This is a genomic window from Marinoscillum luteum, assembly GCF_044005705.1.
Classification (GTDB): Bacteria; Bacteroidota; Bacteroidia; order Cytophagales; family Cyclobacteriaceae; genus Marinoscillum; species Marinoscillum luteum.
Window position 1 is genome coordinate 34805 of the sequence record NZ_JBIPKE010000015.1, and the last position, 21614, is coordinate 56418.

A 21614-nucleotide genomic window follows, 5' to 3' on the forward strand; every position below is an offset into this window, starting at 1 on the left:
AAGTGATTTTGAAAACATACACGAGCCTGAAGCATCCAGGCTAATCAACCAGTGAAAAACCGTATAGCGTGCTACTCACAATCTTAAACATTAAATGTTAGAGGATTATAACGAAACATACGAAGATTTAGAGGACAAACTTAGAATGATCGATCTAGAGGAAGATAACCTCCTCAAAAAATCAGAGCTGAGCTTTCAAATAGCCCTAATTGCCATTAATAGGTTACGAGATGACTTAACTAAAAACCCTGTAGATTCTCAAGCCAGTGAAATTCTCTTTTTCAAGGAAATCAAACCGAAATTCGTCAGTAAGCTAATCTACCATCTTAGTGTGTTCAATATTGAAACCAACAAGCCGAATGGAGGTATCAAAGTAAGACGTAAATACTATCACAATGAACTTGACAAACTGAAACGATATTTTGATGATAATCTGGAATTTTACCGCTACTACCGTACTCACAGTAATTACTTGGATCACAAATACTTTGTCAGGGGCAAACAGGACATAAGGTTAACGCTTGACTCTTTCTTCTTTGAAACTGACCCGAACTTCTCAACTAGCCATGATTTTAAGGTTTCCAACATCCTGGCCAACGACCTGCTTAACGTCTATTTGGAAGATGAATTGAATAAACTGGATATGAGGGACTTAAGTAATGGAAGGTCACAAGGTGAACAGAAGGGGAAACTAACATGGACAGATTCCAAAGTAGCGCTAATCGAGTTGATGTATGCCTTGCAAGCCCGTGGAGTATTTAACAACGGAATAGCCGATCTAAAAGAAATCGTAGCATTTTTTGAAGATACCTTCGGTATCGAGGTGGGCCAATATCACCGCACATTTCTCGAAATCCGCATACGTAAGACCGGGCGCACTAAATTTCTAGATTCTCTAAGGGATAGTTTGACCCGAAGGATGGATGAAGTTGATGATAAATAACAAAAAATCTTTCCCAACTTCGGTTTGACTTGTGAATAAAACCCACCAAACGGTAGCACCTTCGCTGTTCAATCAACATTTGTTAAGAAATGGCAACAGAAGTTATTACCACAGATGACCTTCGTGAGTTCAAGATAGAACTCCTGGAAGACCTCAAAAGGCTACTCAAAGAACACTCCGGCCAGCCTACGAAGAAATGGCTGAAGTCCTATGAAGTCCGTAAGCTATTGGGTATTTCACCGGGTACATTACAGAACCTGCGTGTGAACGGCACATTACCATTTACCAAGATTGGGGGTGTGATATATTATGACTATGCAGACATTCAAGGGATGCTACAGTCCAACAAGTTCCACAACCGGGTGAAGTAAAGCGTATGGCTGGGCATGAACTACATCAGGCACCTTTCAGCAGCATTCGGACAGATGGATATAGATACCAGGCTCACGCCCTACCATATTAGTTTGTATATGGCCTTGTTCAGACGGTGGAATCTCAACTTTTTCAAGAACCCGATATCCGTGTCCAGAGACGAACTGATGAGGTTGTCAAAAATTGGTTCGGTAAATACCTATACCAAGTGCCTGAAGGAGTTGGACAGTTTTGGCTTTATCAGGTACGAACCTTCCTACAATCCGCACCGGGGCAGCCTCATTTACCTGTACAGTTTTGATAAAAGTAGTGATGCAGGTGTTGATAATGGTAGTGAAATAGCAGTGAGACCTTATACAAACAATACAAACTGTTTAAACAATGAAAACGAAACAAACTTGGCTAAGCCAGCCAAGAAATTTAATACAGGTTCAAATAACTTAGAAATGAAGGAAAAAGAAAAGTTGCGGCAAAAGAAAAAGGAAGCTACTGGCTATGGACCGGACATTCCTCCACTAGAAGCCCATGTGAAAATCTACTTTGAAGAAAAAGGCTATCCGCCCGTGGAGGCCGAGAAGTTTTACAACTACTTTCAGAGCAATGGCTGGCTGGTAGGTGGCCGTTCCAAGATGAAAGACTGGAAAGCAGCCGCCCGCAACTGGATGTTGAACGCCCAAAAATTCAATGCTTATGCAAAAGATCAGCGAAACCATCAGCCAGGTCCTAAACCCGGAAACCTCCACACAGGAACCGGCAAAGACTATGGCGAACCGCTCTAAATCCTCCCTTGAGGGAGAGTCTGTCCTACATGAATATCGGGATGCCCAAAGGGCGGAGGGTGTTCAAAAGCCGGAGGATGTTCAAAGCAACATCATCCAATTCGACAAATGCCTTGAATTCCTGGAGAAAGCAGGCAAAGAATACATCAGTCCAAAATTCCAGATATGGAAGGAAGATCACTTGATCATATTCAAGCTTCTGGTCTACTTCTACCAGGACAAACCCAATGCTGAAAAGCACGGCATTGACTTACACAAAGGCATTTTGCTTTCCGGCCCGGTCGGTTGTGGGAAAACCTCCTTGATGACCCTACTTCGCTTTATGCTTGCTCCCAAAGAACAGTACATTATCAAATCCGCTCGTGACATCACCCTAGAATTCATCCAGGACGGCTATCCAGTTATCAACAAATACTCCAAAGCAGCCTTCCAGCAAACAAGCGGTGAGTTGACACCTAAAGCTTATTGTTTTGATGACCTGGGAGTGGAGTCCAACATCAAATATTATGGAAACCCAACCAATGTGATGGCGGAGATTCTGCTGAGTCGACACGATATGTTCATCAGTCGGCACATGCTCACCCACACCACTACCAACCTTTCCGCCAGTGAGATTGAAAGCTGCTATGGCAATCGGGTTAGAAGCAGGTTAAGGGAGATTATGAATGTAATCGCTTTTGACAAGGGGTCGAAGGATAAGAGGGTGTGAGCAGATTATTTGACATTCACTTGGCGGTCTCACGAAACTCAATATATTTGCATGAGATGCTAATCAATATGAGTAAAATAGCAATTAATCGTCTCAAAGTGGTTTTAGCTGAGCTAAACCGGACAAACAAATGGCTTTCAGTAGAATTGGGTAAAAGTGAATCCACTGTATCCCGTTGGTGTACTAATGAGATTCAGCCTTCCCTTGAAACACTTTACAAGGTTGCTAAGGTACTAAATGTTGATATCCGCGAATTATTAAATCCAACGAAGCGAAAATGAACACGGTTCTAAATAACCCCATTACCGATATCAGGATGAAATTTCAGGAAATTCCTGTAAGTCCTGAATGGTGCTTTAAAAATGTCCGTTCTACAGAACAATGGACACATGGGTATCACCGATACCCTGCAAAATTTTTACCTAACTTAGTTAAGAAACTTATTGAAGATTACACCGATGAGAATGATCTTGTCGCTGATCTCTTTGCAGGATGTGGCACTACCTTAGTAGAGGCCAAAGTTCATGGAAGAGCATCTATTGGTGTGGATATTAACCCAGTGGCGATTCTCATTACCCAAGCAAAGACTACCCCTATCCACCCTGAGGCGTTACAATTGGCAACCAAAAAAGTCTTTAATAAAATTGAGAAATTCAGTGGGTTTGAATCAAAACCTCTTAAGCTCCATGAAAGAATTGATTATTGGTTTTTTCCTGAACACAAGCAAAAGGTAGCATTCTTATATCAGCAAGTATTAAAAGAGCAAAATACATCAATCAGAGACTTCTTTTTAGTAGCTCTTTCAAATATCCTGAAAAATTGCTCAAAATGGTTACAGTCCAGCACTAAGCCTCAAGTTGACCCTAAAAAGAATCCTGTTGATCCGTTCAAAGCTTTTCGTATCCAGGTCAATCAAATGACCAGGAAGAACAAAGAGTTCTATGAGCAGCTCGAGACCAGTCATTTTATCACTACAAAATGTGAAATAAAACTTGAAGATGCTAGAAATACGAGCATATCTTCTAACAGTGTTGGAGCAATCATCACATCCCCTCCGTATGTCACTTCGTACGAATATGCTGATATCCATCAGCTCACGGGATATTGGTATGAATATATAACTGATCTATACGGGTTTAGAAAGGGATTCATTGGCACTTTTTATTCTCTGAATCAAGAGACCAGCACACCATCATTTATAGGACAAGAAATTGTTAATAATCTGCTTGAAAAGGACAAACGCACTGCAAAAGAGGTCGCAAATTATTTCAATGATATGCTTTCAGTAGGAAAGGAAATGTTCCGTGTTCTACGGACTGGAGGTCACGCTTGTATTGTGATCGGCAATACAACATTGATGGATGTGAAAATTAAATCATCAGAAGTCTTCGCAGAAATCCTCACCATGCAAGGTTTTGAGATTGTAGATATAATTAAGCGCTCTATCCCAAATAAATTGATTCCAACAATTAGAGATAAAAAATCAGGTAGATTTTCAAAGCTAGACAATAAGAATAGCAAGTTGGTTTATCCTGAGGAATACATTTTAATTGCAAGAAAATAATATGGCAATAACAAAGTCAGGCGAAACTCCCTTTCAGGCATACGCACGTCTTATCAGCGTACTAGGTGACCAGCTTATTAGTGATAAATGGGTGGGTGTAATTGAATTGGTGAAAAACAGTTACGATGCTGACGCAGAGAAAGTGATTGTAAGATTTTTGAATTTTGACAATCCTAGTGCTTCAGCAAAGCCGACAATAGAAATTGAGGATGACGGACATGGTATGAATATCGATACCATATTGGATGTCTGGATGAAACCTGCTACACCAAATAAACTCAATAGAAAAAAGGCCGGTGATAAAAGATTCACGGAAAAAGGCCGGGTAATGCAAGGAGACAAAGGAGTTGGCCGATTCGCTGTGTATAAGCTTGGCGATGTAGTTGAAGTTTATAGCAAAACAAAATCAACAGACGAAGTGAAATTGAGTCTTAATTTTCATGAGTATGCTGATGATGAGTTTAGAGAGAGTGATCATAAAGACAAATTTCTACATGAAATTCTCAACAAATGGGAGGTAAATGATTCCCCTCAAAGAATAAGAAATAACAAAGATCAAGGTACCATTATTCGTATTTCTGATGTACGCAATGATTGGAAGTATGATGACCTTGACAAATTGGCCAAGGCATTTTTCAGAATGATGCCGCCAACCCTGCCTGGTGTCCAGATTTCCAGAGATTTTTCAGTAGATCTATTTTGGGAATCAAAACAATATCAAGGCAACTTTCTGACTTTTGAAAAAATGTCTGAACTGGCACCGTTTTATTTTGAAGGTACGATTGATTCAAATTACAATTTGGAAGCGACCTATAAGCGCAACAAGAATGAGGTACCTATCAGTTTTAATCTCTTGGAGGATGAGGAATCTGCACTGGAATTTGATATCCGAAAACTTAAACTATTCAAAGAAAGATTCCTTCAATTTGACGAGTCAGGAAAGGAGTTGACTGGAGTTCGTCAACCGGAAACCGGTGGGTTTATGTTCTTTTTCTACGGCTTTGATTTAAAAAATCCCGCGGAAGGTCTCAAGAAGGTCGAAAAAGATTTTCTTAAGGAAACCTCTGTCTATTTATATCGAGATAACGTGAGAGTTTATCCATACGGTGAGATTGGTGATGATTGGCTTATGTTGAGCAAATATAGAGCTGAGGATAAAGCCGGTAGTTATTTTAGCTATAATGACCTTATTGGTTTTGTATTTATCACACAAGGGGAAAACCCCAAGCTAAGAGATGCAGCGGACAGAGAAGGGCTAATGAATATCAATGGGGCAAAAGATGATTTCGTTGCTCTAATTCAAGCCGCACTCAAGGTAATGAAAGACAGGGTTGATATTGACAAGAAGAAAGAAGAGCTTAAGAAGCAAAAGGCAATTAAATCCCTAAGCAAGTCTTATGAAGAAACTTATGATATACTTCAAAAAAAACTACTAGAATATGATGATGCGGACTTAATTGATCGCTCCAAAAAGTTCTTTAGTGCCACCAACAATCTTATTCAAAAAGTTCGTGAAGACTTAAAAATTACTCAGGAATTAGCGGGGACGGGTATGGCAGTTGAAAAGGCAACACATGATACCATGTCACTCCTAAAACGGCTCAAAGTCAACACTGAAGATTTTGTAAATCGTTTTGATAAGGGTAAAATACAGTCAAAGGAACTCAGAGATTTCTTAGTTGAGCTTCAGGAAAATTTGGAATTCCTGTACCAGGAGTTACAAGTACTGCAACCACTATTCAGAGTAGCCAGAAAGGTAACCAAAGATGTGAGCGTCCGGAATGTATCCGATCGGGTCATTAAGTACTTTAGGAAAGAGCTCGAAGGAAAAATCAAGGTGAATATAGACTCGCATGAGGACATCATTGTAAAAACAAACACTGGACTAATTCTTCAAGTAGTTCTAAATCTGATGGACAACTCCATTTACTGGCTGGAGCAACTATCCGACAAGGACAAGCAGATTAGCATACAGTTTGACAAAACTGACAATTCTGTAATTTTTGCTGATTCAGGCCCTGGAATGCCTGATGATATTGAAGACCTAATATTCACAGAATTTTATACCAAGAAATCCGAAGGAAGAGGCCTGGGTTTATATATTGTCAAAGAACTCCTTGACAGAATCGATGCAGAAATATCGCTAATAACTAACCCTAAGTTAAAAATTCTTAAGGGTGCCAATTTCATCATTAAGTTCAAAAAAGAAGAAAAGTAGCATGGAAGGAGTTATACTTTTTGCTGACGATAAACTTATGGACTACACATCTGTAGATGGTAGTTCATCACATGAAAACCAACTTTTCAGAGCTCTATCTGCATCAAATCCAGTTTTGGGTGTCAATGAACGTAAGCAGATCGAGAGGTCAATTAACTCTATTGGTTCATTCTCAGCCGTTATTCTTGACTGGCAGTTTGATAATGAAGATAATATCGCAGATGAGCCTGAAGATGATGAAACAGTCGGAATGGTTCAAAAACCCTCACAGATCGAGCACAAAACTTTTGAATTGCTCATGAAGAATGAATTTTATTCATTAGTTTATGTGTACTCAACAGCAAAGGAGGAGATAGAGGCAAAATATGGTGATAAGCTTAGAGAAAGATACAAAGACCGAATTGAGTTTCGAGATAAATCTAATTTGTCCAATACCGAGCAAGAGGCTAAAGAACTATTGGAAGCTATTGAGAAATGGAAAGAGGACAACAAGCGAATCTCTATTCCGATAAGTTGGAGCCAATCCATCAATCGTTCTGTGCAATCAATTTTTGCATCACTGAATTCCGTTGATCCAAATTGGATAAAAGAGTTATATGATACAGCAAAGATTGATGGTGTAACTCCTAGTGTTGAAGTGCTTAATTTATTTCAAAACATACTTTCCGAAAAAATAATACAGGACAAATTTCTTCGTGAAAAAATCGATGAGGTTGCTTCCAAGAATGAAGAATTAACTGACTCTGAAAAGTACGCTGAGTTGATTCGCATCTTATATTATGGCCATACATTGTCTGATGATCCAATAATGACAGGTGATATTTTCCGTTTTGATGAAGATAGATATGGTTTGATAATAACTCCTGAGTGTGATATCAGACATATTTCGGGAGATAGAAAATACGAGATGCTGACTTTCTCGAAAAATGATTACAAAAAAGGAAATTACAAATTAAAGGCTCAAATAAAATCTTCTCCTATCATAGCCAAGGCAGAGGAGTTAAAAGGCTCGGAATTTACAAAAAATCAAAAAGTCCAGCTTTCAAAAGAATTAAATGCTCAAATCAAGAAAGCAGAGCTTGACCTTCAAATAGAGGCGTTTACGCAAACCAATCATCCTCGACTACATATACTTCCATGCTTTGAATTCGAACTTTCTAATTATAGTAGTATTGCTTTAATTGATTTTAGATCGGGACTGGAATTGGTAGAGTGTCAAAAGGTAAGCGTAGAAAACAGAATTGGAAAGCTCAACACACCCTACATCCAAGAATTGAGACAAAGATATTTGGCTTATAAAGGACGTGTTGGCGTTCCAGGCTATTCTAAGAAACTTAGGGAGTGGTTATTGTCAAAAAATTGATTTAGATGACGAAGCATAGAAAGTCAATACCTCAAAAAACCAAATCTCTCCTTCAGCAAGAGATTAACTCGATATGTCCAATATGCGATGATTCTACAGTAGATCATTTTGAGATTCACCATATCGATGAAAATCCGGAAAATAATTCTCAAGAAAACCTCCTAATGCTTTGCCCGATATGTCACTCCAAAATCACTAAAGGTGATATTAGTGAGGAGGAGGTCAAACAAATCAAGACCTATCTTATGATTAAAGCTAAAGGAAAATCCAGTGCAAAAACATCAAATACCGTCAACATCAAAGGCAATGTATCCAACTCCACGGTAGCCAATTCGATCAGTGCACAGACCATTGTTTATAAATCTCGGAGTAAACCAAAGATGGAATTCGCTGATGGTGCCATTGGTAAAAAAGCGGAATTGAAAAACTATGTCAAGCATCTGATTGATCGATATAACGAATACAAGGAAGGAGATGTTGGTAAATCCAAAATGAACTATGCTGCCATTTGGGGCATCATCAAAAAGGAATTCAAGGCAAGTGCTTATCAGATTCCCGAAACAAAATTTGAGTCGTTATGCCTATTCCTTCAAAAACGTATTGACAACACAAAACAGGGTAGAATCAATAAGGGAAAAGGATATAAAAATTACTCAGGGTTCGATGATATTTATGGGTAAACCTCCCCACACCCATGTGCTTCCAGCCTGCTCATTCCGCTGCGCTGCACTCACAAGCTTCCAGCACCGCACAGCAAGAGTAGCCCGGTATTGCATTCCGCTTCGCTTCATTCCACACCGTGCCACACTTGCTTTTCCCAACGCTCAAACCCCACGCAGGAAAAGCGGTGTTCGTCTTTCGCCCTCGGCATAGCATCATGCCAGGCCAACAAAGCCTATTTTTTGAAAGGATCTATTTTCTAAGGTCAAAAAATAAGCTGTGTTGCCTTACAGGTCTCCGCTAAAGCTCCGAGCCTGTCATGCTGCTTGCATCTCGGTTGTCATCCTCACGGCAGCCTACTCTGTCTTTTTAGCCCTGCCAGTCGTCCCTTTGTGGCATAGCTAAATATCCACCGGCTGCCAGTGTTTTTGCTCGCCTGCGGGTCGCTGCGGGCTGCGGGCTGTCATGCTTTTTGCAACAACCCATCGGTATCCTTGCACACAGGCAATCGCTTATACCTTTCCCAATGCTCAAAGCAAAAAATCACGCCAGCCCTTGTGTAGTTCCGTTTCATTCCGGGCTTTTGTGAAGAATCAAATTACAAAAGCCCTGCATTCCACTTCACACATAGCAAGCCCCCGCAGTTCGTACCTCACTGCTTTCCGGTCTAGCCCCCTTGCTCCACTCGCAGGTGGCTCGCAAGCCTCCGTTCGTTCCTCTCTTCCGGCTGACTTGGCCGTTCGTCCATTACGCTGCGCTCCACAGCCTCCGTCCAGCCGTTTTTGGTTTTCCTGCGTTCCCGCACTAAATTCAATTCCCACAGCTAACAATATTGATAATTTATGAATTGCAGAACCAGAAAAAGAAAGGAAGAGCTCAACCGAAAATTTTATATTCAACCCGTTAACTACTTAAAACTTCTTAATGGTCAACACAAACAAGGCTGTTGTGGGGCATTGGATGACAAATACTACATCTTTTCGTATAGACCCAGGAGTGATTATGACGCTCAATCGAAATACTTTTTTGTCGGTACTCATTGTGCCAATGAATTTCTTGATATTATCAAACACGACCCACTTCCTCTTTTTAATCCTTTAATACATGAGCAGGGGAATCACTCTCCAGGCAACAGTAATTCTTCCGGATCCAAAGACAAAGCATCAATACATCCCTTCAATCGGGAGCTACTTACTGCTACTAATATGCTCTGTATTTCATGGAATATTATTCCTGAGACTCGCTTGGAAAGCGTTATCAGTTTTACACGAAGAAGACCAGATAACCCTAATTACAACGGCATAGAGATGTTTAATAGGATTGTGGCAAAAGATGCCAGAAAAAGAACCCTTAGAAAAATGATCGATGAGTTAAGAGAAACCAATGACCTGAAGAAAATGAGATTTGACTTACTAAACCAACATCTTGACATGAATGGGATCGAAAATCATATTGGTTGACGAAACCGAACAAAAACAAAGAGTGCAGCTAAGTTAGGCGGGCCCCACAAGGCCACCCCTGATCAGGTCCGTCAAGGTCAAGCCCTTCGGGTTTTTGAAAAAATCTCCACCCTCTGGGTAGTATTTTCCCAAAAAACCTTGACTGCCCTGTCCGTGCCCACCTGACCAAAGGCTTTCTCTTTTCTTTTTTTTCCTTTTTTCTTTTCTCTTTTGAAATGTGTGCGAAGCGCAGCGAGCAAAACTTTAAATGCTCGTACTATGCACACTTTTCAGATCAAAACTTATCGGGAAGGCTTCACCAGCTCTAAACCTCATTTCTTCATTCTTTCCAAAGGACTGAATGCGGGAAAGCCGCTCGAAACCCCTTGTCCCAATTGCTTCGCCATCACCACAGAATCGGAGGAGCCACGGAACTTTTATTTCTGGCTCTCTTACGGTCTTTGGCAGGCACAGGCGTTCACGCCACACCTGACCGGTTCTGTTGTCCCATTCATCAGGATAGGTGACGCCAGAGCGGTGCTACTGACAGGACAGGAAAAGGCCTTGAAAGACCGTAGGAAGTACCTAAAGTCAATGGTACTCCTTCAGGACTTTGAGAAGAAATCGAAAATCCTGCAAAAGCAGGTGGAGCTCGTGAAACAGGTCAAGAGGGCTATCATGTTTCAGATACTCCTGGAATGAAAAAAAGCCTCACGAGGAGGCCTTTTCATTGAGAGGAACACAAACTTTCCCGACTTGCGGGAATCACATCCCCTTCGGAGGTGGATGTTTTCTTTTGAACCGTTGGAATAATACCTTTAGCAGAATGGACACGGTAAAGCTCACTACCGCTCCAACAGCAGCTAATACACAGGTGTGGAGGATATCCCCGGAGCTGATATTCACCAGGACACTCAGCAACGTGCCTCCGGCAGTTCCTGCCTTCGTGCCTCCTCCGCTTACCATGTTAGCCATCTTTCCTGTCCACTTTTGCGATATCCTCTACGGTCACCTGACTGACTGTAGTCAGTACCGTTCCACCTACGGTGAGATAGCCGCCCAGGGCAACTATTCCGGCCGGCAGACTGATAGGAGCAGCCAACAGAGCGCCACCAGCTGCCGCTAGTGCCAAACCTACGTTTCGGAGCACTTTGAAAAACTTGGGTGTTGGGGCTTTCGCCCTTTCTATGATCGTCATACGCTTTTTGCTTTTTGAATATTGAGAAATACATTTTCGCCTCTTTCCATGGCCTCAAACACAAGTGTTTTCAGCATGGAATCGGCAACTTTGGATTGCGTCCCTTTGCCTGGACCGATAACCTTTGAAACCGGGGCTATACAGCCCTTCAGTTCCTTCAGGGCTTCATTGGCAGGGTGAAAAAGAATACCACTCCTGTTCGGAACCCCTGTTACCAGCAGGTGCCACCCCCGTTTGTCGGTATATCGCTTTACAAGCTCATACCTCCCTTCCTGGATGCAGGATACCATTCGCTGGTTTTCCCTCCAGGGAAGCTCGATGGTGGAGCTGATCAGCAGCTCCCCATCATAGAGCTCTCCGTTGGTACCGTCCTGATGATAAACTCTGAATAGGGTTAATTCCATTTCAGGGCATCATTAGTTTTCCGGTAGCTGGATAAACTTGTCTACCTCAACCAAAGCCAGACAGTTAAACCCACCATTCTTCATGGCATACATTTGGCCGTTCACTGATTGATAGAAATCAATGCCAAAGGCGACCAACAGTACCTCCTCGCTGTTGGCATTAAAAGCCAAATCCAGCTTCAGGGGACCGGTTGCCACATTGTTGATTTCCACATCTGCGGACTCTGCCAGGTTGAAAGTGAATTCATCATTCTCGAAGTTTACCTCGGATAAAGCCGCCACCATCTTTAGGTGCGTGGCACCTTGAGGATACGCTAGGCTATTGGCTGGAATGAACTCGGGAATATCAATGGAAGCTGTACCGGCTGCCCGGTCAAAGCTCACTTCATAGGGAGCGTATAGTGTGGCCTCCAGACGGCCATCCGCATTGAAATCAAACCCCTGGATCAAGTCCAGGTTTCCATTGGAAACCGTCCGCTCTCCTCTTGGATTGTCTCCATCCGATTGAAGGACGGTCATCAATTGCTTGGTCAGCCTGGAGGCAACCTTGCTGTCTGAGGTTTTCAGTAAGAGCGGCCTGAAGGCCGTGCGGACCAGCTTACCAGCTTTCCCTGCCCGTCCAAACTCAGATCCATTTTCCCGGGTCCTTTGGAAGGCCGGATCATTCTTGATCCGATCCCCATCAACTCCACCTTTTTCCCTGGCTAAATAGCCGTCTTTGCTCTTGTAGAAGGACACATCCCCGATGGTTCCTTGCAGTTTAATGATGCCTTTTTGTCGCGCCATATCGTCTTGATTTAGTTCGTTGCTTCGTTGCAACTCACCGAAAATCAACTATCTCCTTCAGGCAGACAAAAGGCAGGTTCCGTATAAGACGATAGGATACCGTTTATTCCGATTGGTTCAAAAAGAACTGCGAAGGTCATTTAGTATATTTACAGTATAGCAAAAGCATAGATAAAGTATAGATAGAGTATGATCGAAACCAAACGAGCCTGTATTTATCCAAAAGACGTGCAGCGCATCACCGGCAAGAGTGAGAGATATGGAAGGAAGCTCCTAAACAGGATCAGGGAGGAGTTTTCCAAAGAACCGCACCAGTTCATTAGTGTAGATGAATTCTGTGAGTTCACCGGCCTTGCACCGGCAATTGTTGAGCGTTACATCACCGATTGACCTTGCCAAATGAAGGCAGTCAAACGGCACTAAATTCTATGCCTCCTTACCAATAAAATTTAGCACTTTTTGCCACGATTTGAACCCAAAAAGCGGGCTTTTTTGTATATTTACAAAGGTTTCGGAGTTCACCAAATGCACTCAAACCAGTTCGAATAAATTGAGAACTGAACGGTGAACCTGCTGAAATTACGTTTTGTAACTTACTGATACATAAAGATTTGCGTGGGGTGGTTGTAATCCTACTGCCATTAATCCTGAATACGTAGCTCCGATCAGATCAAAAAACAGTCCTGCATATGCCCACTCTTTGAGGCGGTTAAACTTCGGAAGCACTAAGGCTATGCATCCCGACAACTTGGCCACTCCCAGAAAAGGAAGTAAGTACTCAGGGTAGCCCAATTGTGTAAATACCTCCACCCAATCGGGGCTTTTCATAATGTTCATAATAGAGCCGGGAACCAGAAAAAAAAGGATCAACCCTATAGAAATCCAGTAATAGATGTTAAGATTTTTCATACGTGTAGTGCTGGGATTAAATATGTCCGGTAAAATTAAATTCAACTCATCAAATAGTAAGACTCACAACGCTCTTATGCCTTTGTTGTGTTTAAAATAGCAAGATATTACCGATTTTCAGACTCTTGAGTAAAAACTTTATTGCCACATTCCCGATTTACAAATGCACGATCTTCGCTACCACCATTCCGGTATTCGCACTACATTACTCTTCGACCAATACCGGAATGAGGATGGAGCATTCTTCGCTGACTTGACTAAAACCGGAATAACGTTTTGTGGTATTCTAAACCAAATGGCTACCTTTAGCATTAAAATTGATTTAATCAAATGAGTGAGCAATCTAACGAAAGCGGTAAGACCGTTGGAATTATTATCATCGTGGTTTTTGCACTAGCCGGACTGGTGGGCTTGTGGTACTGGGTCATGTACAAGCCACAGCAAGAGGCCAAAGAACAGGTGAAGCTGGAGCAGATTGCTAAAGAACAAGCTGCTAAAAAAGCGGCAGAAATCAAGGCTCAGAATAAAATCAAATATGATCAACTGATCAAAGATGCTGACACAGAAATGGGGCAGGAAAACTGGCAAAGGGCAAAATCGCTGTATACCGAGGCATCATCTCTTTTCCCCAATGAACAGTATCCCAAAGATCAATTGGCCATCGTCAATCAAAAACTGGGCGAATTAGCAGCACTGGAAGCCATAAGAGCTGCTGGAGTAGTGGAGTCAGTGGCGACACGGACTGGTCGTTTCTACATTATCGTATCCAGCAGTATAGACGATGACCTGGCCATGGACTATGCCAACAAACTGGCTCAGGAGGGGAATGCCGTCAAAATTATAGAGCATGATACTGGCAAGCTGGTCTATTACAGGGTATCCGTGGGTGATTATGCCTCGCGGGAGAAAGCAGAATCTGCCGCGGTAGCCTTCAGCAATCTCTCAGACGAAGTTTGGGTGTTGGGTTATTGATATTTGGACCCATCCTAAAATCTGATCAATTGATATAGGATCTCATCAACCTATTTCGCCACTGCTGGTTTCTTTACTTATCTATTCTCTTTGACTGCTAAAATCTGAACATGTGCCATTCAATCAGTTATCACCTTAAAGGAGGAAGGTTTGTGCGCATTCCAGTGGGGAAATCAATCATCGAAATGATGATTTCCTCCTATATTTAAAAAATGTATCGATCCGAAATGAAAAGATTCCTCATCCCAATCATCATGTTCACCATGCTTTCTCTGGCCGCTCAGGGCCAAATCGATCATTGGGAGAGCGTGATCCTTCCCGGCGATACCTGGAGCTACCAGGTGCCTACTTCCCAGCCATCCATTGATTGGAATCAAATCGATTTCGATGATGCTCAGTGGAGCCAGGGTGCCTCAGGGATAGGATATGGCGATGATGACGACCAAACGATCATCGATGCCACATTGACGGTCTATATGCGACTGGAGTTTACGATTGTCTCGTTGGCAGAAGTAGAGCAGCTGCTTCTGGACATGGACTATGATGATGGATTTGTGGCATACCTCAACGGTACGGAGATAGCCCGTTCATTGGTCTCGGGAGAGTCTCCGGCCTTTGATCAACCATCTGACGGCCTCCATGAGGCCTTGCTATATACCGGGGCAGACCCGGAGCGGCATGAGATCGACTTAAGCCTTTTGGTTGAAGGCACCAACGTTTTGGGCGTTGAAGTACATAATGAAAGTCTGACCTCATCAGACCTCACGGCCATCCCGACCCTGTCCGTAGGCGTCAACGCAACTACCAATCACTATCGCAGTGTACCTGACTGGTTTGATGAACCCGTGGAGATGGAGGAGATAGTGCTGGAGACCTCAAACCTTCCCATTGTCATCATCAACACTGTGGGTGGGCAAAGCATCCCCAATGAACCAAAAATCAGGGCCTCCATGACGATCATTGACAATGGACCGGGAGAGGAAAATGCCGTCACCGACAGTTCCAACCCTGCAAGTCTTGATTTTGATGGCAATATTGAAATAGAAATCAGAGGCTCTTCTTCCAATTGCTGCTCAGACAAGAAACAATATGCCCTGACCACTTACGATGAAGTCAATGAAAAGGACAATGTAAGCTTACTGGGTATGCCGAAAGAAAATGACTGGATTTTGAATGGTTTCGCCTTTGATCCTTCACTGATGAGAGACTATATCGCCTACCAGTTGTCCCTCAAAATAGGTCAATATGCATCCAGAGGGAGGTACTGCGAGGTGATCTTGAATGGAGACTATGTGGGTGTGTATGTGCTGCAGGAAAAGCTAAAGGCAGATGACAATCGAATTGACATCAACAAGATAGAACCAGAAGACAATACCGGAAAAGCACTCACTGGTGGTTATATCACCAAATCGGACAAAACCGAAGGGAGCGATGTGGCTGCCTGGTACATGGATAATTACTCCGGCTGGCAAACGGCTTTTGTACATGAGCATCCAAAACCCACCACGGTCACTTCTCTACAGGACAATTACATTCGGGAAATTTTCTTTAACCTGGAGGCTCAGGCATTGAGCAATAACGATGCCCTGAATGGCGGGTATCCATCCATTATTGATATGCCGTCTTTCATCGACTTCATGATCATGAACGAGCTGGCTTCCAACGCTGATGCCTATCAATTTAGCACCTATTTTCACAAAGACAGAAACGGGAAGCTTAGAGCCGGTCCGGTGTGGGATTTTAATCTAACCTTCGGCAATGACCTCTTTTTCTGGGGCTATGACAGGAGCCATACGGATGGCTGGCAATTTGATGATGGAGACAATGTAGGGGCCAAATTCTGGAGAGACCTGTTCCTGAACCCTACATTCAATTGCTACCTGAGCAAACGCTGGTTGGAACTGACCGCACAAGGGCAGCCTCTTCATCCTGACCAAATCAACTCGTTCATCGATGAGGTGTTCGCTAACACTGAACCCGCCGCTGAGAGAAATCACGCAAGATGGGGGATAGGAGAAGATCGAGCTGAACACGTCTCTACTATGAAACAATGGGTCATTAATCGGGTCAGCTGGATCACGTCACAGCTAGGAAATGGGCAGGCCTGTGTAGGAGAGTCAGTACCCGATCTGGTCATTACCAGCATCAACTATCACCCAATGACGGAAGATGGGAAGGACGAGAAAGACCTGGAGTTCATTGAAATCACCAACACTGGTAGCTCTACGGTTGATCTCACAGGCGTCTACTTTGGTGGTACAGGCCTGGTGTATCAGTTTCCTCCCAACATCGCATTGGCGGCAGGACATAGTGTCTTCCTGGCCAATGAAGCCGATGCTTTTAAGGAAGCCTACGGATTCAATCCATATGACGAGTTTAGCAGGAGCCTGAACAATGGGGGGCAGACTATTACCTTACTCAATGGCTATGGGATGGTCATCGACGAAGTGACCTACAGCGATGAAGCTCCATGGCCCACCGAAGCAGATGGCGATGGGTATTTTCTGAGTATCATTGACCCAAATGCTGATAACAATGACCCATCCAACTGGAAGGCTGAAAATGTGATCTCAGGTACCCTATTGGCGAGTCCACCACCGGAGCCGGTTATTTCATTGTTCCCAAACCCAACTTCCGGTCATATTCAGATTACTTCCGCTCGGCAACTGGTTACAGTGCGAATGTATGATGTGCATGGAAGGCTACTTCAAACCATTCATCCCGCCGAGGCATCAGTGGTAATGGATATTTCACACCTCGAAAAAGGAATCTATCTCCTGCAAATTCAAACCAATACTCAAGTGTATCGACGAAAAGTAGTGGTGGAGTAGGGTCAAAGCGTCATCCCGGTTTGTGAGCACGAGTTTGCTTCGTCATTCCGGTTTGCGAGGCACGAAGCAATACCGGAATCTTCTTCATTTATTCCTCAAATCCCTGAAGATTCCGGTATTCGTCCTACGCTGCGCTCCGTCCAAAACCGGAATGACGTTAGGGAAAATGCGGTAAACGAACTTCTTTCGTCATTCCGGTTTGCGAAGCATGAGCAATACCGGAATCCCATCCACCATTGGCAATCTCCAGATCAAGCAATATTTGCATGAAAGAGTCGATTTTTTAAATCCCCAATCAGCTTTTCTGTTGAATATCAGTGATTTAATCGAAGATAATGTGGGGTTCATATAAATTATCCATTTCGTCAAGTCTTTTCATCTATCTTATTACTTCTTTCATGGTAAATCAGGGCGGATATGAAAATTCAGGAATTAATCTACGATGGCGAAGCATGGCAGAAACAGGACGTAAAGACCGGTTTTTCTCCACAACTGGTGTTATTATTCGCCTCCAAAGGCACCCTTTTGCAAGCCAATTGTTACGAAAGTTTGAAGCGCTTATACCCGGAAACTCCGGTATTAGGCTGCAGTACAGCTGGAGAGATCCTGGGTGAGAGAGTTTATGATGATTCTGCGGTGGCTACAGCCGTACAGTTTGACAGTTCAACCATTTCTTATGCATCAGTAAACATTGACAGTGCCAAGGAGTCTTTTGACAAGGGGGTCGAACTTTCAAATATGCTGCCCAAAAACGACCTGAAAAACGTATTGATCATAAGTGATGGACAAAAAGTAAATGGGACCACTTTGATCGAAGGACTCAAAAAACATATTGATCAGGACGTTGTTGTAACTGGCGGGTTGGCTGGTGATGGTCCAAACTTCGAGGAGACATTGGTTGTTGCCAACGACCATCCGAAATCTGGGGTGATTGTCGCGATAGGCTTTTATGGAAGTAAACTTCAGGTTGGATATGGTTCAGCAGGAGGGTGGGATAGTTTCGGTCCCAACAGGAAAATAACGAAATCTAAAGCCAATATTTTGTATGAACTTGATGGTAAGCCTGCTTTAGAGCTATATAAGACATACTTAGGTGAAGAGGCGGATAATTTACCTTCTAGCGCATTGCTATTTCCATTAACGATCCGTGACTACAATTCCGCGGATACAGGAAAAGTAAGAACTATTTTGGCTGTAAATGAAGTAGACAACAGTATGACATTTGCCGGAGATATGCCCGAGGGCAATATTGCACAGTTGATGATGGCCAACTTTGAAAACCTGGTGGAGGGAGCTGAAGATTCTGCCAAACATGCCATTACAGATATCATTGCCAAAAATAGAGGTGAAAAACTGGCGATTTTGATCAGCTGTGTTGGCAGGAAACTTGTTTTAGGACCGAAAATAGACGAGGAAGTGGAGGCAACAAAACAGATGTTTGATGGCCAAACGACTCAAATCGGTTTTTATTCTTACGGAGAGATTTCACCCCAATTTGGTACTGGCTCATGTGAACTCCACAACCAAACGATGACCATAACCCTAATATCTGAAGGATAATGAGCAGAAGGCTACTAGAGAAACAAATAGCCAGGATAAAGGAAAAGTATCCTGAAGAGGAGTTTTTTGATAGGCTATTCGAAAAAGTAGCCAGTAGCTATGTGGATTTTGACCGGGTACAAAAACTGAAAGACCGGTCAATTCGCCTGATGTCTCAGGAACTGCATGACCTTTATAGGGCCCAGGAGGAGAAACAACGAGCCTTTATTTCCACCATCCTTGGTAAGATTGTGGACGGTATTATCACCTGCAACATGACCGGCCAAATCATTTCTGTCAACAGCTCTGCCGAGCACATCATCGGCAAAAATGAAAGCGAAATAAAGCAGTTAGAGCTATCCGAGATACTTGCCGACTTTAAGACCTATGATGAATTTCTCAGCCACTACTATTTGAACCTTGCAAAGAATGAAAATCAAATTGAGGTATCAATACTAGGGAAGGGCAAAAAGAGGATACCCTGTGAAGTATCTGTAAGTCAGTTTGAGATAGACGATGTTTCATCAATCGTCCTACTAAGGGACATCACAGAGCGAAAGAAAGTAGAGGCCATCATTATAGAGGAAAAGGAGAAAGCAGAAAAGGCATCCCGTGCTAAAGCTGAATTCTTGTCTACCATGAGTCATGAAATAAGGACCCCAATGAATTCTATTATTGGGATGACCAATATTCTCATTCAGGATGACTTTGATCAGGAGACCATGAACCTACTCAACACGCTTAAGTTCTCAAGTGAACACTTGTTGATTTTAATCAATGACATACTCGACTTCAATAAGATTGAAGCGGGAAAGATTGACTTTGAGCACATTGATTTTAACCTTAAAGAATTAGTTGAAAATATTAACGAATCTCACAAATACCGAGCAAATGAAAAAGGGGTTAAACTTGAATTGGCCATAGACCCATCGAGTCCAAACTGGGTGGTAGGTGACCCTGGCAGATTGTCACAAATCCTGACTAATCTGATTGGCAATGCAGTGAAATTCACGAAGGAGGGCTCTGTCACGACCAGGCTGACACCACAGCAACAAAAAGGTAACAGCGTTGATATTTTGTTTGAAGTGATTGATACGGGAATAGGGATAGCTCCGGGAAAACAAAAACTAATCTTTGAGTCATTTTCCCAATCAGAAACCTATACCACGCGGCAATATGGCGGAACAGGGTTGGGACTTGCCATCACTAAAAAACTCATAGAACTTCAAAATGGCTGTTTAGAGGTCTCTTCATCGCCTCAAATGGGTTCAAACTTCCATTTTTCTTTGCAGTTTATCCTGTCAGATACACCAGACGATGTGGTAACGAAACCTGTGGATGGAATGTATGCAAGCCAGGACGAATTGGTGGGGCTGAAAATACTCCTGGTAGAGGATAATCCAATGAACCAATTTGTAGCAGGAAAATTCCTGAACAAATGGGCATGTAATGTGACCATCGCAGAAAATGGCAATGAGGCCTGGGAGAAAATACAGGAACAGGAATTTGACATCATCTTGATGGACCTACAAATGCCAGATAAAAATGGGTTTGAAACTACACAACAGATTAGAAACTCTGACAAAGCCTATAAGGATATCCCAATCATAGCACTCACAGCTACGGCTTTCCTGGAAGAAAAAAACCGTGCGCTTAAGGCAGGCATGAACGATTTCGTAACCAAGCCCTTCAATCCAAAGGAATTGTATGAGAAAATCCTCAAAAACATGACCCATTCCACCTGAGGGTGGTTTGGAGTTAAGCTCTCACCTGGTGCCATTTGATATTGGGATATGCTGCGTCATTCCGGTTTGCAAGGTACGAGTTTGCCCGTCATTCCGATTTGCGAGGTACGAGTTTGCTCCGTCATTCCGGTTTGCGAGGCACGAGCAATACCGGAATCTCATACACTATAACCACCTGATCGTCAAAGATTCCGGTATTCGTCCTGCGCTGTGCTCCGTCCAAAACCGGAATGACGTTATGGAAAATGCCAGGCACGAGCTTACTACCTTCATGCCGGTTTGTGAGACACGCAATACCTACTTCTGATACGCTATGTCAAGAATTTCCCACACAAAGTCACCCAATTTGGTTTGAACTATCGCTACATCTCCAACCGTTTTATCAAGAAGTGCTTTAGCCATTGGGGAGTCCATAGATATATAATCTTTATTGTCGGTCAGTTCCTCGTAACCCACAATTCGAAATCGCTTTTGAAGCCCTTTCGCTTCGTTTTTAACATCTACCCATGCTCCAAACATCACTTTTCCTTCCTGGTTAGGGTGGTAATGAATCACTTTAAAGTTGTCAATACAGTTACACAGATAGCGAATGCGCTTATCAATTTCCCGAAGGCGTTTTTTGTTGTAATGGTAATCGGCATTTTCCGAGCGATCCCCCAAACTTGCGGCCCATGAGACCTTGGCGGTAGTTTCCGGACGTTCCAAACGCCACAAGTGATCATGTTCATCCCTCAATTTTTGTAAGCCTTCGGCTGTAATCATTTGCGAGCGTATGATTTTTGGCAGCGTTGATTCTGGGATTTTTCGCCTCATAAAGTAGATCTTATTTTGAAACTCTTGCAAGATAAAAAATGATGGATTGTTTATCTGTGTAGAACAATGAATAGATGTTTCAGGGTGGGCATTAGTTTAGGGCCGCAATTGGAATTGTCGGACGGCCAGTCTACGCGACCTGGTCCGAGGAATCATCATGCCGCAGTGAGGAAGGTTAGTCGGGGACGCCTAGTCCACTCTTTTGGCATCCCGATAAGTTACCGGGATTGGCAGGAGGGGAGAGCGGTGAATGTGTGCAGAATTCGGAGTACAACACATACCCGTAAAAACCTGACAAATATTCCCTTTCACACAGAACGTGTCAGTCTATCAAACACTACATGTCAGTATGACAGTGTATTTTAGAATT

Annotated in this window: 23 protein-coding genes and 1 pseudogene; 17 read left to right on the plus strand and 7 right to left on the minus strand. The window is 42.9% G+C overall.

Annotation, left to right across the window (positions count from 1 at the left end; genetic code table 11):
• The first annotated feature begins 94 nt into the window (after positions 1 to 94).
• From ACHKAR_RS07865 to ACHKAR_RS07910, 10 genes and pseudogenes are all read left to right on the plus strand, one after another.
• Positions 95 to 943, plus strand: a complete 849-nt coding sequence (locus ACHKAR_RS07865) for an RteC domain-containing protein (RefSeq protein ID WP_395416924.1) — start codon at positions 95 to 97, stop codon at positions 941 to 943.
• A gap of 89 nt (positions 944 to 1032) precedes the next feature.
• Positions 1033 to 1314: a helix-turn-helix domain-containing protein gene (locus tag ACHKAR_RS07870; protein WP_395416925.1), complete on the plus strand. Its 282-nt coding sequence runs from the start codon at positions 1033 to 1035 to the stop codon at positions 1312 to 1314.
• 15 nt (positions 1315 to 1329) lie between these two features.
• Positions 1330 to 2094: a hypothetical protein gene (locus ACHKAR_RS07875; protein WP_395416926.1), complete on the plus strand. Its 765-nt coding sequence runs from the start codon at positions 1330 to 1332 to the stop codon at positions 2092 to 2094.
• Positions 2006 to 2803, plus strand: a complete 798-nt coding sequence (locus ACHKAR_RS07880; RefSeq protein WP_395416927.1) for an ATPase — start codon at positions 2006 to 2008, stop codon at positions 2801 to 2803. Before ACHKAR_RS07875 ends, ACHKAR_RS07880 begins: the two co-directional genes overlap by 89 nt.
• Before the next feature lie 68 nt (positions 2804 to 2871).
• On the plus strand, positions 2872 to 3084 hold the full coding sequence (locus ACHKAR_RS07885; protein ID WP_395416928.1) for a helix-turn-helix transcriptional regulator: 213 nt from the start codon (positions 2872 to 2874) through the stop codon (positions 3082 to 3084).
• A complete protein-coding gene (locus tag ACHKAR_RS07890) occupies positions 3081 to 4367 on the plus strand; it encodes a DNA methyltransferase (RefSeq protein WP_395416929.1) in 1287 nt (428 codons plus the stop codon). Before ACHKAR_RS07885 ends, ACHKAR_RS07890 begins: the two co-directional genes overlap by 4 nt.
• Position 4368: 1 nt before the next feature.
• The gene (locus ACHKAR_RS07895) at positions 4369 to 6585 is read left to right on the plus strand and encodes an ATP-binding protein (RefSeq protein ID WP_395416930.1); all 2217 of its coding nucleotides are present in this window, start codon (positions 4369 to 4371) and stop codon (positions 6583 to 6585) included.
• Position 6586: 1 nt separating this feature from the next.
• Positions 6587 to 7948, plus strand: a complete 1362-nt coding sequence (locus ACHKAR_RS07900; protein ID WP_395416931.1) for a hypothetical protein — start codon at positions 6587 to 6589, stop codon at positions 7946 to 7948.
• Between the two features lie 5 nt (positions 7949 to 7953).
• Positions 7954 to 8136 (plus strand): annotated as a pseudogene (locus tag ACHKAR_RS07905) (HNH endonuclease signature motif containing protein); the annotation flags it as partial.
• A gap of 57 nt (positions 8137 to 8193) precedes the next feature.
• On the plus strand, positions 8194 to 8628 hold the full coding sequence (locus ACHKAR_RS07910; RefSeq protein ID WP_395417306.1) for a hypothetical protein: 435 nt from the start codon (positions 8194 to 8196) through the stop codon (positions 8626 to 8628).
• 573 nt (positions 8629 to 9201) lie between these two features.
• Here ACHKAR_RS07910 and ACHKAR_RS07915 read toward each other — a convergent pair.
• On the minus strand, positions 9202 to 9429 hold the full coding sequence (locus ACHKAR_RS07915; RefSeq protein ID WP_395416932.1) for a hypothetical protein: 228 nt from the start codon (positions 9427 to 9429) through the stop codon (positions 9202 to 9204).
• Between the two features lie 21 nt (positions 9430 to 9450).
• Here ACHKAR_RS07915 and ACHKAR_RS07920 point away from each other — a divergent pair, with 21 nt between their 5' ends.
• Entirely contained in the window at positions 9451 to 10068 is a 618-nt protein-coding gene (locus ACHKAR_RS07920; protein WP_395416933.1) for a hypothetical protein, read from the plus strand.
• 258 nt (positions 10069 to 10326) lie between these two features.
• A complete protein-coding gene (locus tag ACHKAR_RS07925; protein ID WP_395416934.1) occupies positions 10327 to 10749 on the plus strand; it encodes a DUF6943 family protein in 423 nt (140 codons plus the stop codon).
• 63 nt (positions 10750 to 10812) lie between these two features.
• Here ACHKAR_RS07925 and ACHKAR_RS07930 read toward each other — a convergent pair whose 3' ends face one another.
• Genes ACHKAR_RS07930 through ACHKAR_RS07945 form a run of 4 tightly spaced genes read right to left on the minus strand, consistent with a single transcriptional unit; the run spans position 10813 to position 12435 of the window.
• A complete protein-coding gene (locus tag ACHKAR_RS07930) occupies positions 10813 to 11022 on the minus strand; it encodes a hypothetical protein (RefSeq protein WP_395416935.1) in 210 nt (69 codons plus the stop codon).
• Entirely contained in the window at positions 11015 to 11245 is a 231-nt protein-coding gene (locus ACHKAR_RS07935; protein WP_395416936.1) for a hypothetical protein, read from the minus strand. The genes ACHKAR_RS07930 and ACHKAR_RS07935 overlap by 8 nt, the downstream gene beginning before the upstream one ends.
• Positions 11242 to 11649, minus strand: coding sequence for a DUF5675 family protein (locus ACHKAR_RS07940; protein ID WP_395416937.1), 408 nt, complete (start codon positions 11647 to 11649; stop codon positions 11242 to 11244). The genes ACHKAR_RS07935 and ACHKAR_RS07940 overlap by 4 nt, the downstream gene beginning before the upstream one ends.
• A 12-nt stretch (positions 11650 to 11661) precedes the next feature.
• A complete protein-coding gene (locus ACHKAR_RS07945; RefSeq protein WP_395416938.1) occupies positions 11662 to 12435 on the minus strand; it encodes a hypothetical protein in 774 nt (257 codons plus the stop codon).
• 189 nt (positions 12436 to 12624) lie between these two features.
• On the opposite strand from ACHKAR_RS07945, the gene ACHKAR_RS07950 reads away from it, so the two are divergent.
• Positions 12625 to 12825, plus strand: coding sequence for a hypothetical protein (locus tag ACHKAR_RS07950; RefSeq protein ID WP_350126915.1), 201 nt, complete (start codon positions 12625 to 12627; stop codon positions 12823 to 12825).
• Positions 12826 to 13014: 189 nt separating this feature from the next.
• On the opposite strand, the gene ACHKAR_RS07955 is transcribed toward ACHKAR_RS07950, so the two are convergent.
• Complete coding sequence (locus tag ACHKAR_RS07955; RefSeq protein ID WP_395416939.1) at positions 13015 to 13344, minus strand: DoxX family protein; 330 nt, start codon at positions 13342 to 13344, stop codon at positions 13015 to 13017.
• 330 nt (positions 13345 to 13674) lie between these two features.
• On the opposite strand from ACHKAR_RS07955, the gene ACHKAR_RS07960 reads away from it, so the two are divergent.
• The 4 genes from ACHKAR_RS07960 to ACHKAR_RS07975 all read left to right on the plus strand — a co-directional run bounded on the left by ACHKAR_RS07960 (position 13675) and on the right by ACHKAR_RS07975 (position 20431).
• Positions 13675 to 14316, plus strand: a complete 642-nt coding sequence (locus ACHKAR_RS07960) for an SPOR domain-containing protein (RefSeq protein WP_395416940.1) — start codon at positions 13675 to 13677, stop codon at positions 14314 to 14316.
• A 227-nt stretch (positions 14317 to 14543) separates the two neighbouring features.
• Positions 14544 to 17147: a CotH kinase family protein gene (locus ACHKAR_RS07965; RefSeq protein ID WP_395416941.1), complete on the plus strand. Its 2604-nt coding sequence runs from the start codon at positions 14544 to 14546 to the stop codon at positions 17145 to 17147.
• Between the two features lie 417 nt (positions 17148 to 17564).
• Positions 17565 to 18707 (plus strand): FIST signal transduction protein, encoded by a 1143-nt coding sequence (locus ACHKAR_RS07970; RefSeq protein WP_395416942.1) that lies wholly within the window; start codon positions 17565 to 17567, stop codon positions 18705 to 18707.
• Complete coding sequence (locus ACHKAR_RS07975) at positions 18707 to 20431, plus strand: response regulator (RefSeq protein ID WP_395416943.1); 1725 nt, start codon at positions 18707 to 18709, stop codon at positions 20429 to 20431. The genes ACHKAR_RS07970 and ACHKAR_RS07975 overlap by 1 nt, the downstream gene beginning before the upstream one ends.
• A 297-nt stretch (positions 20432 to 20728) precedes the next feature.
• Here the strand turns inward: ACHKAR_RS07975 and greB are convergent, their stop codons facing one another.
• On the minus strand, positions 20729 to 21244 hold the full coding sequence (gene greB, locus ACHKAR_RS07980) for a transcription elongation factor GreB (protein ID WP_395416944.1): 516 nt from the start codon (positions 21242 to 21244) through the stop codon (positions 20729 to 20731).
• Positions 21245 to 21614 lie beyond the last annotated feature (370 nt).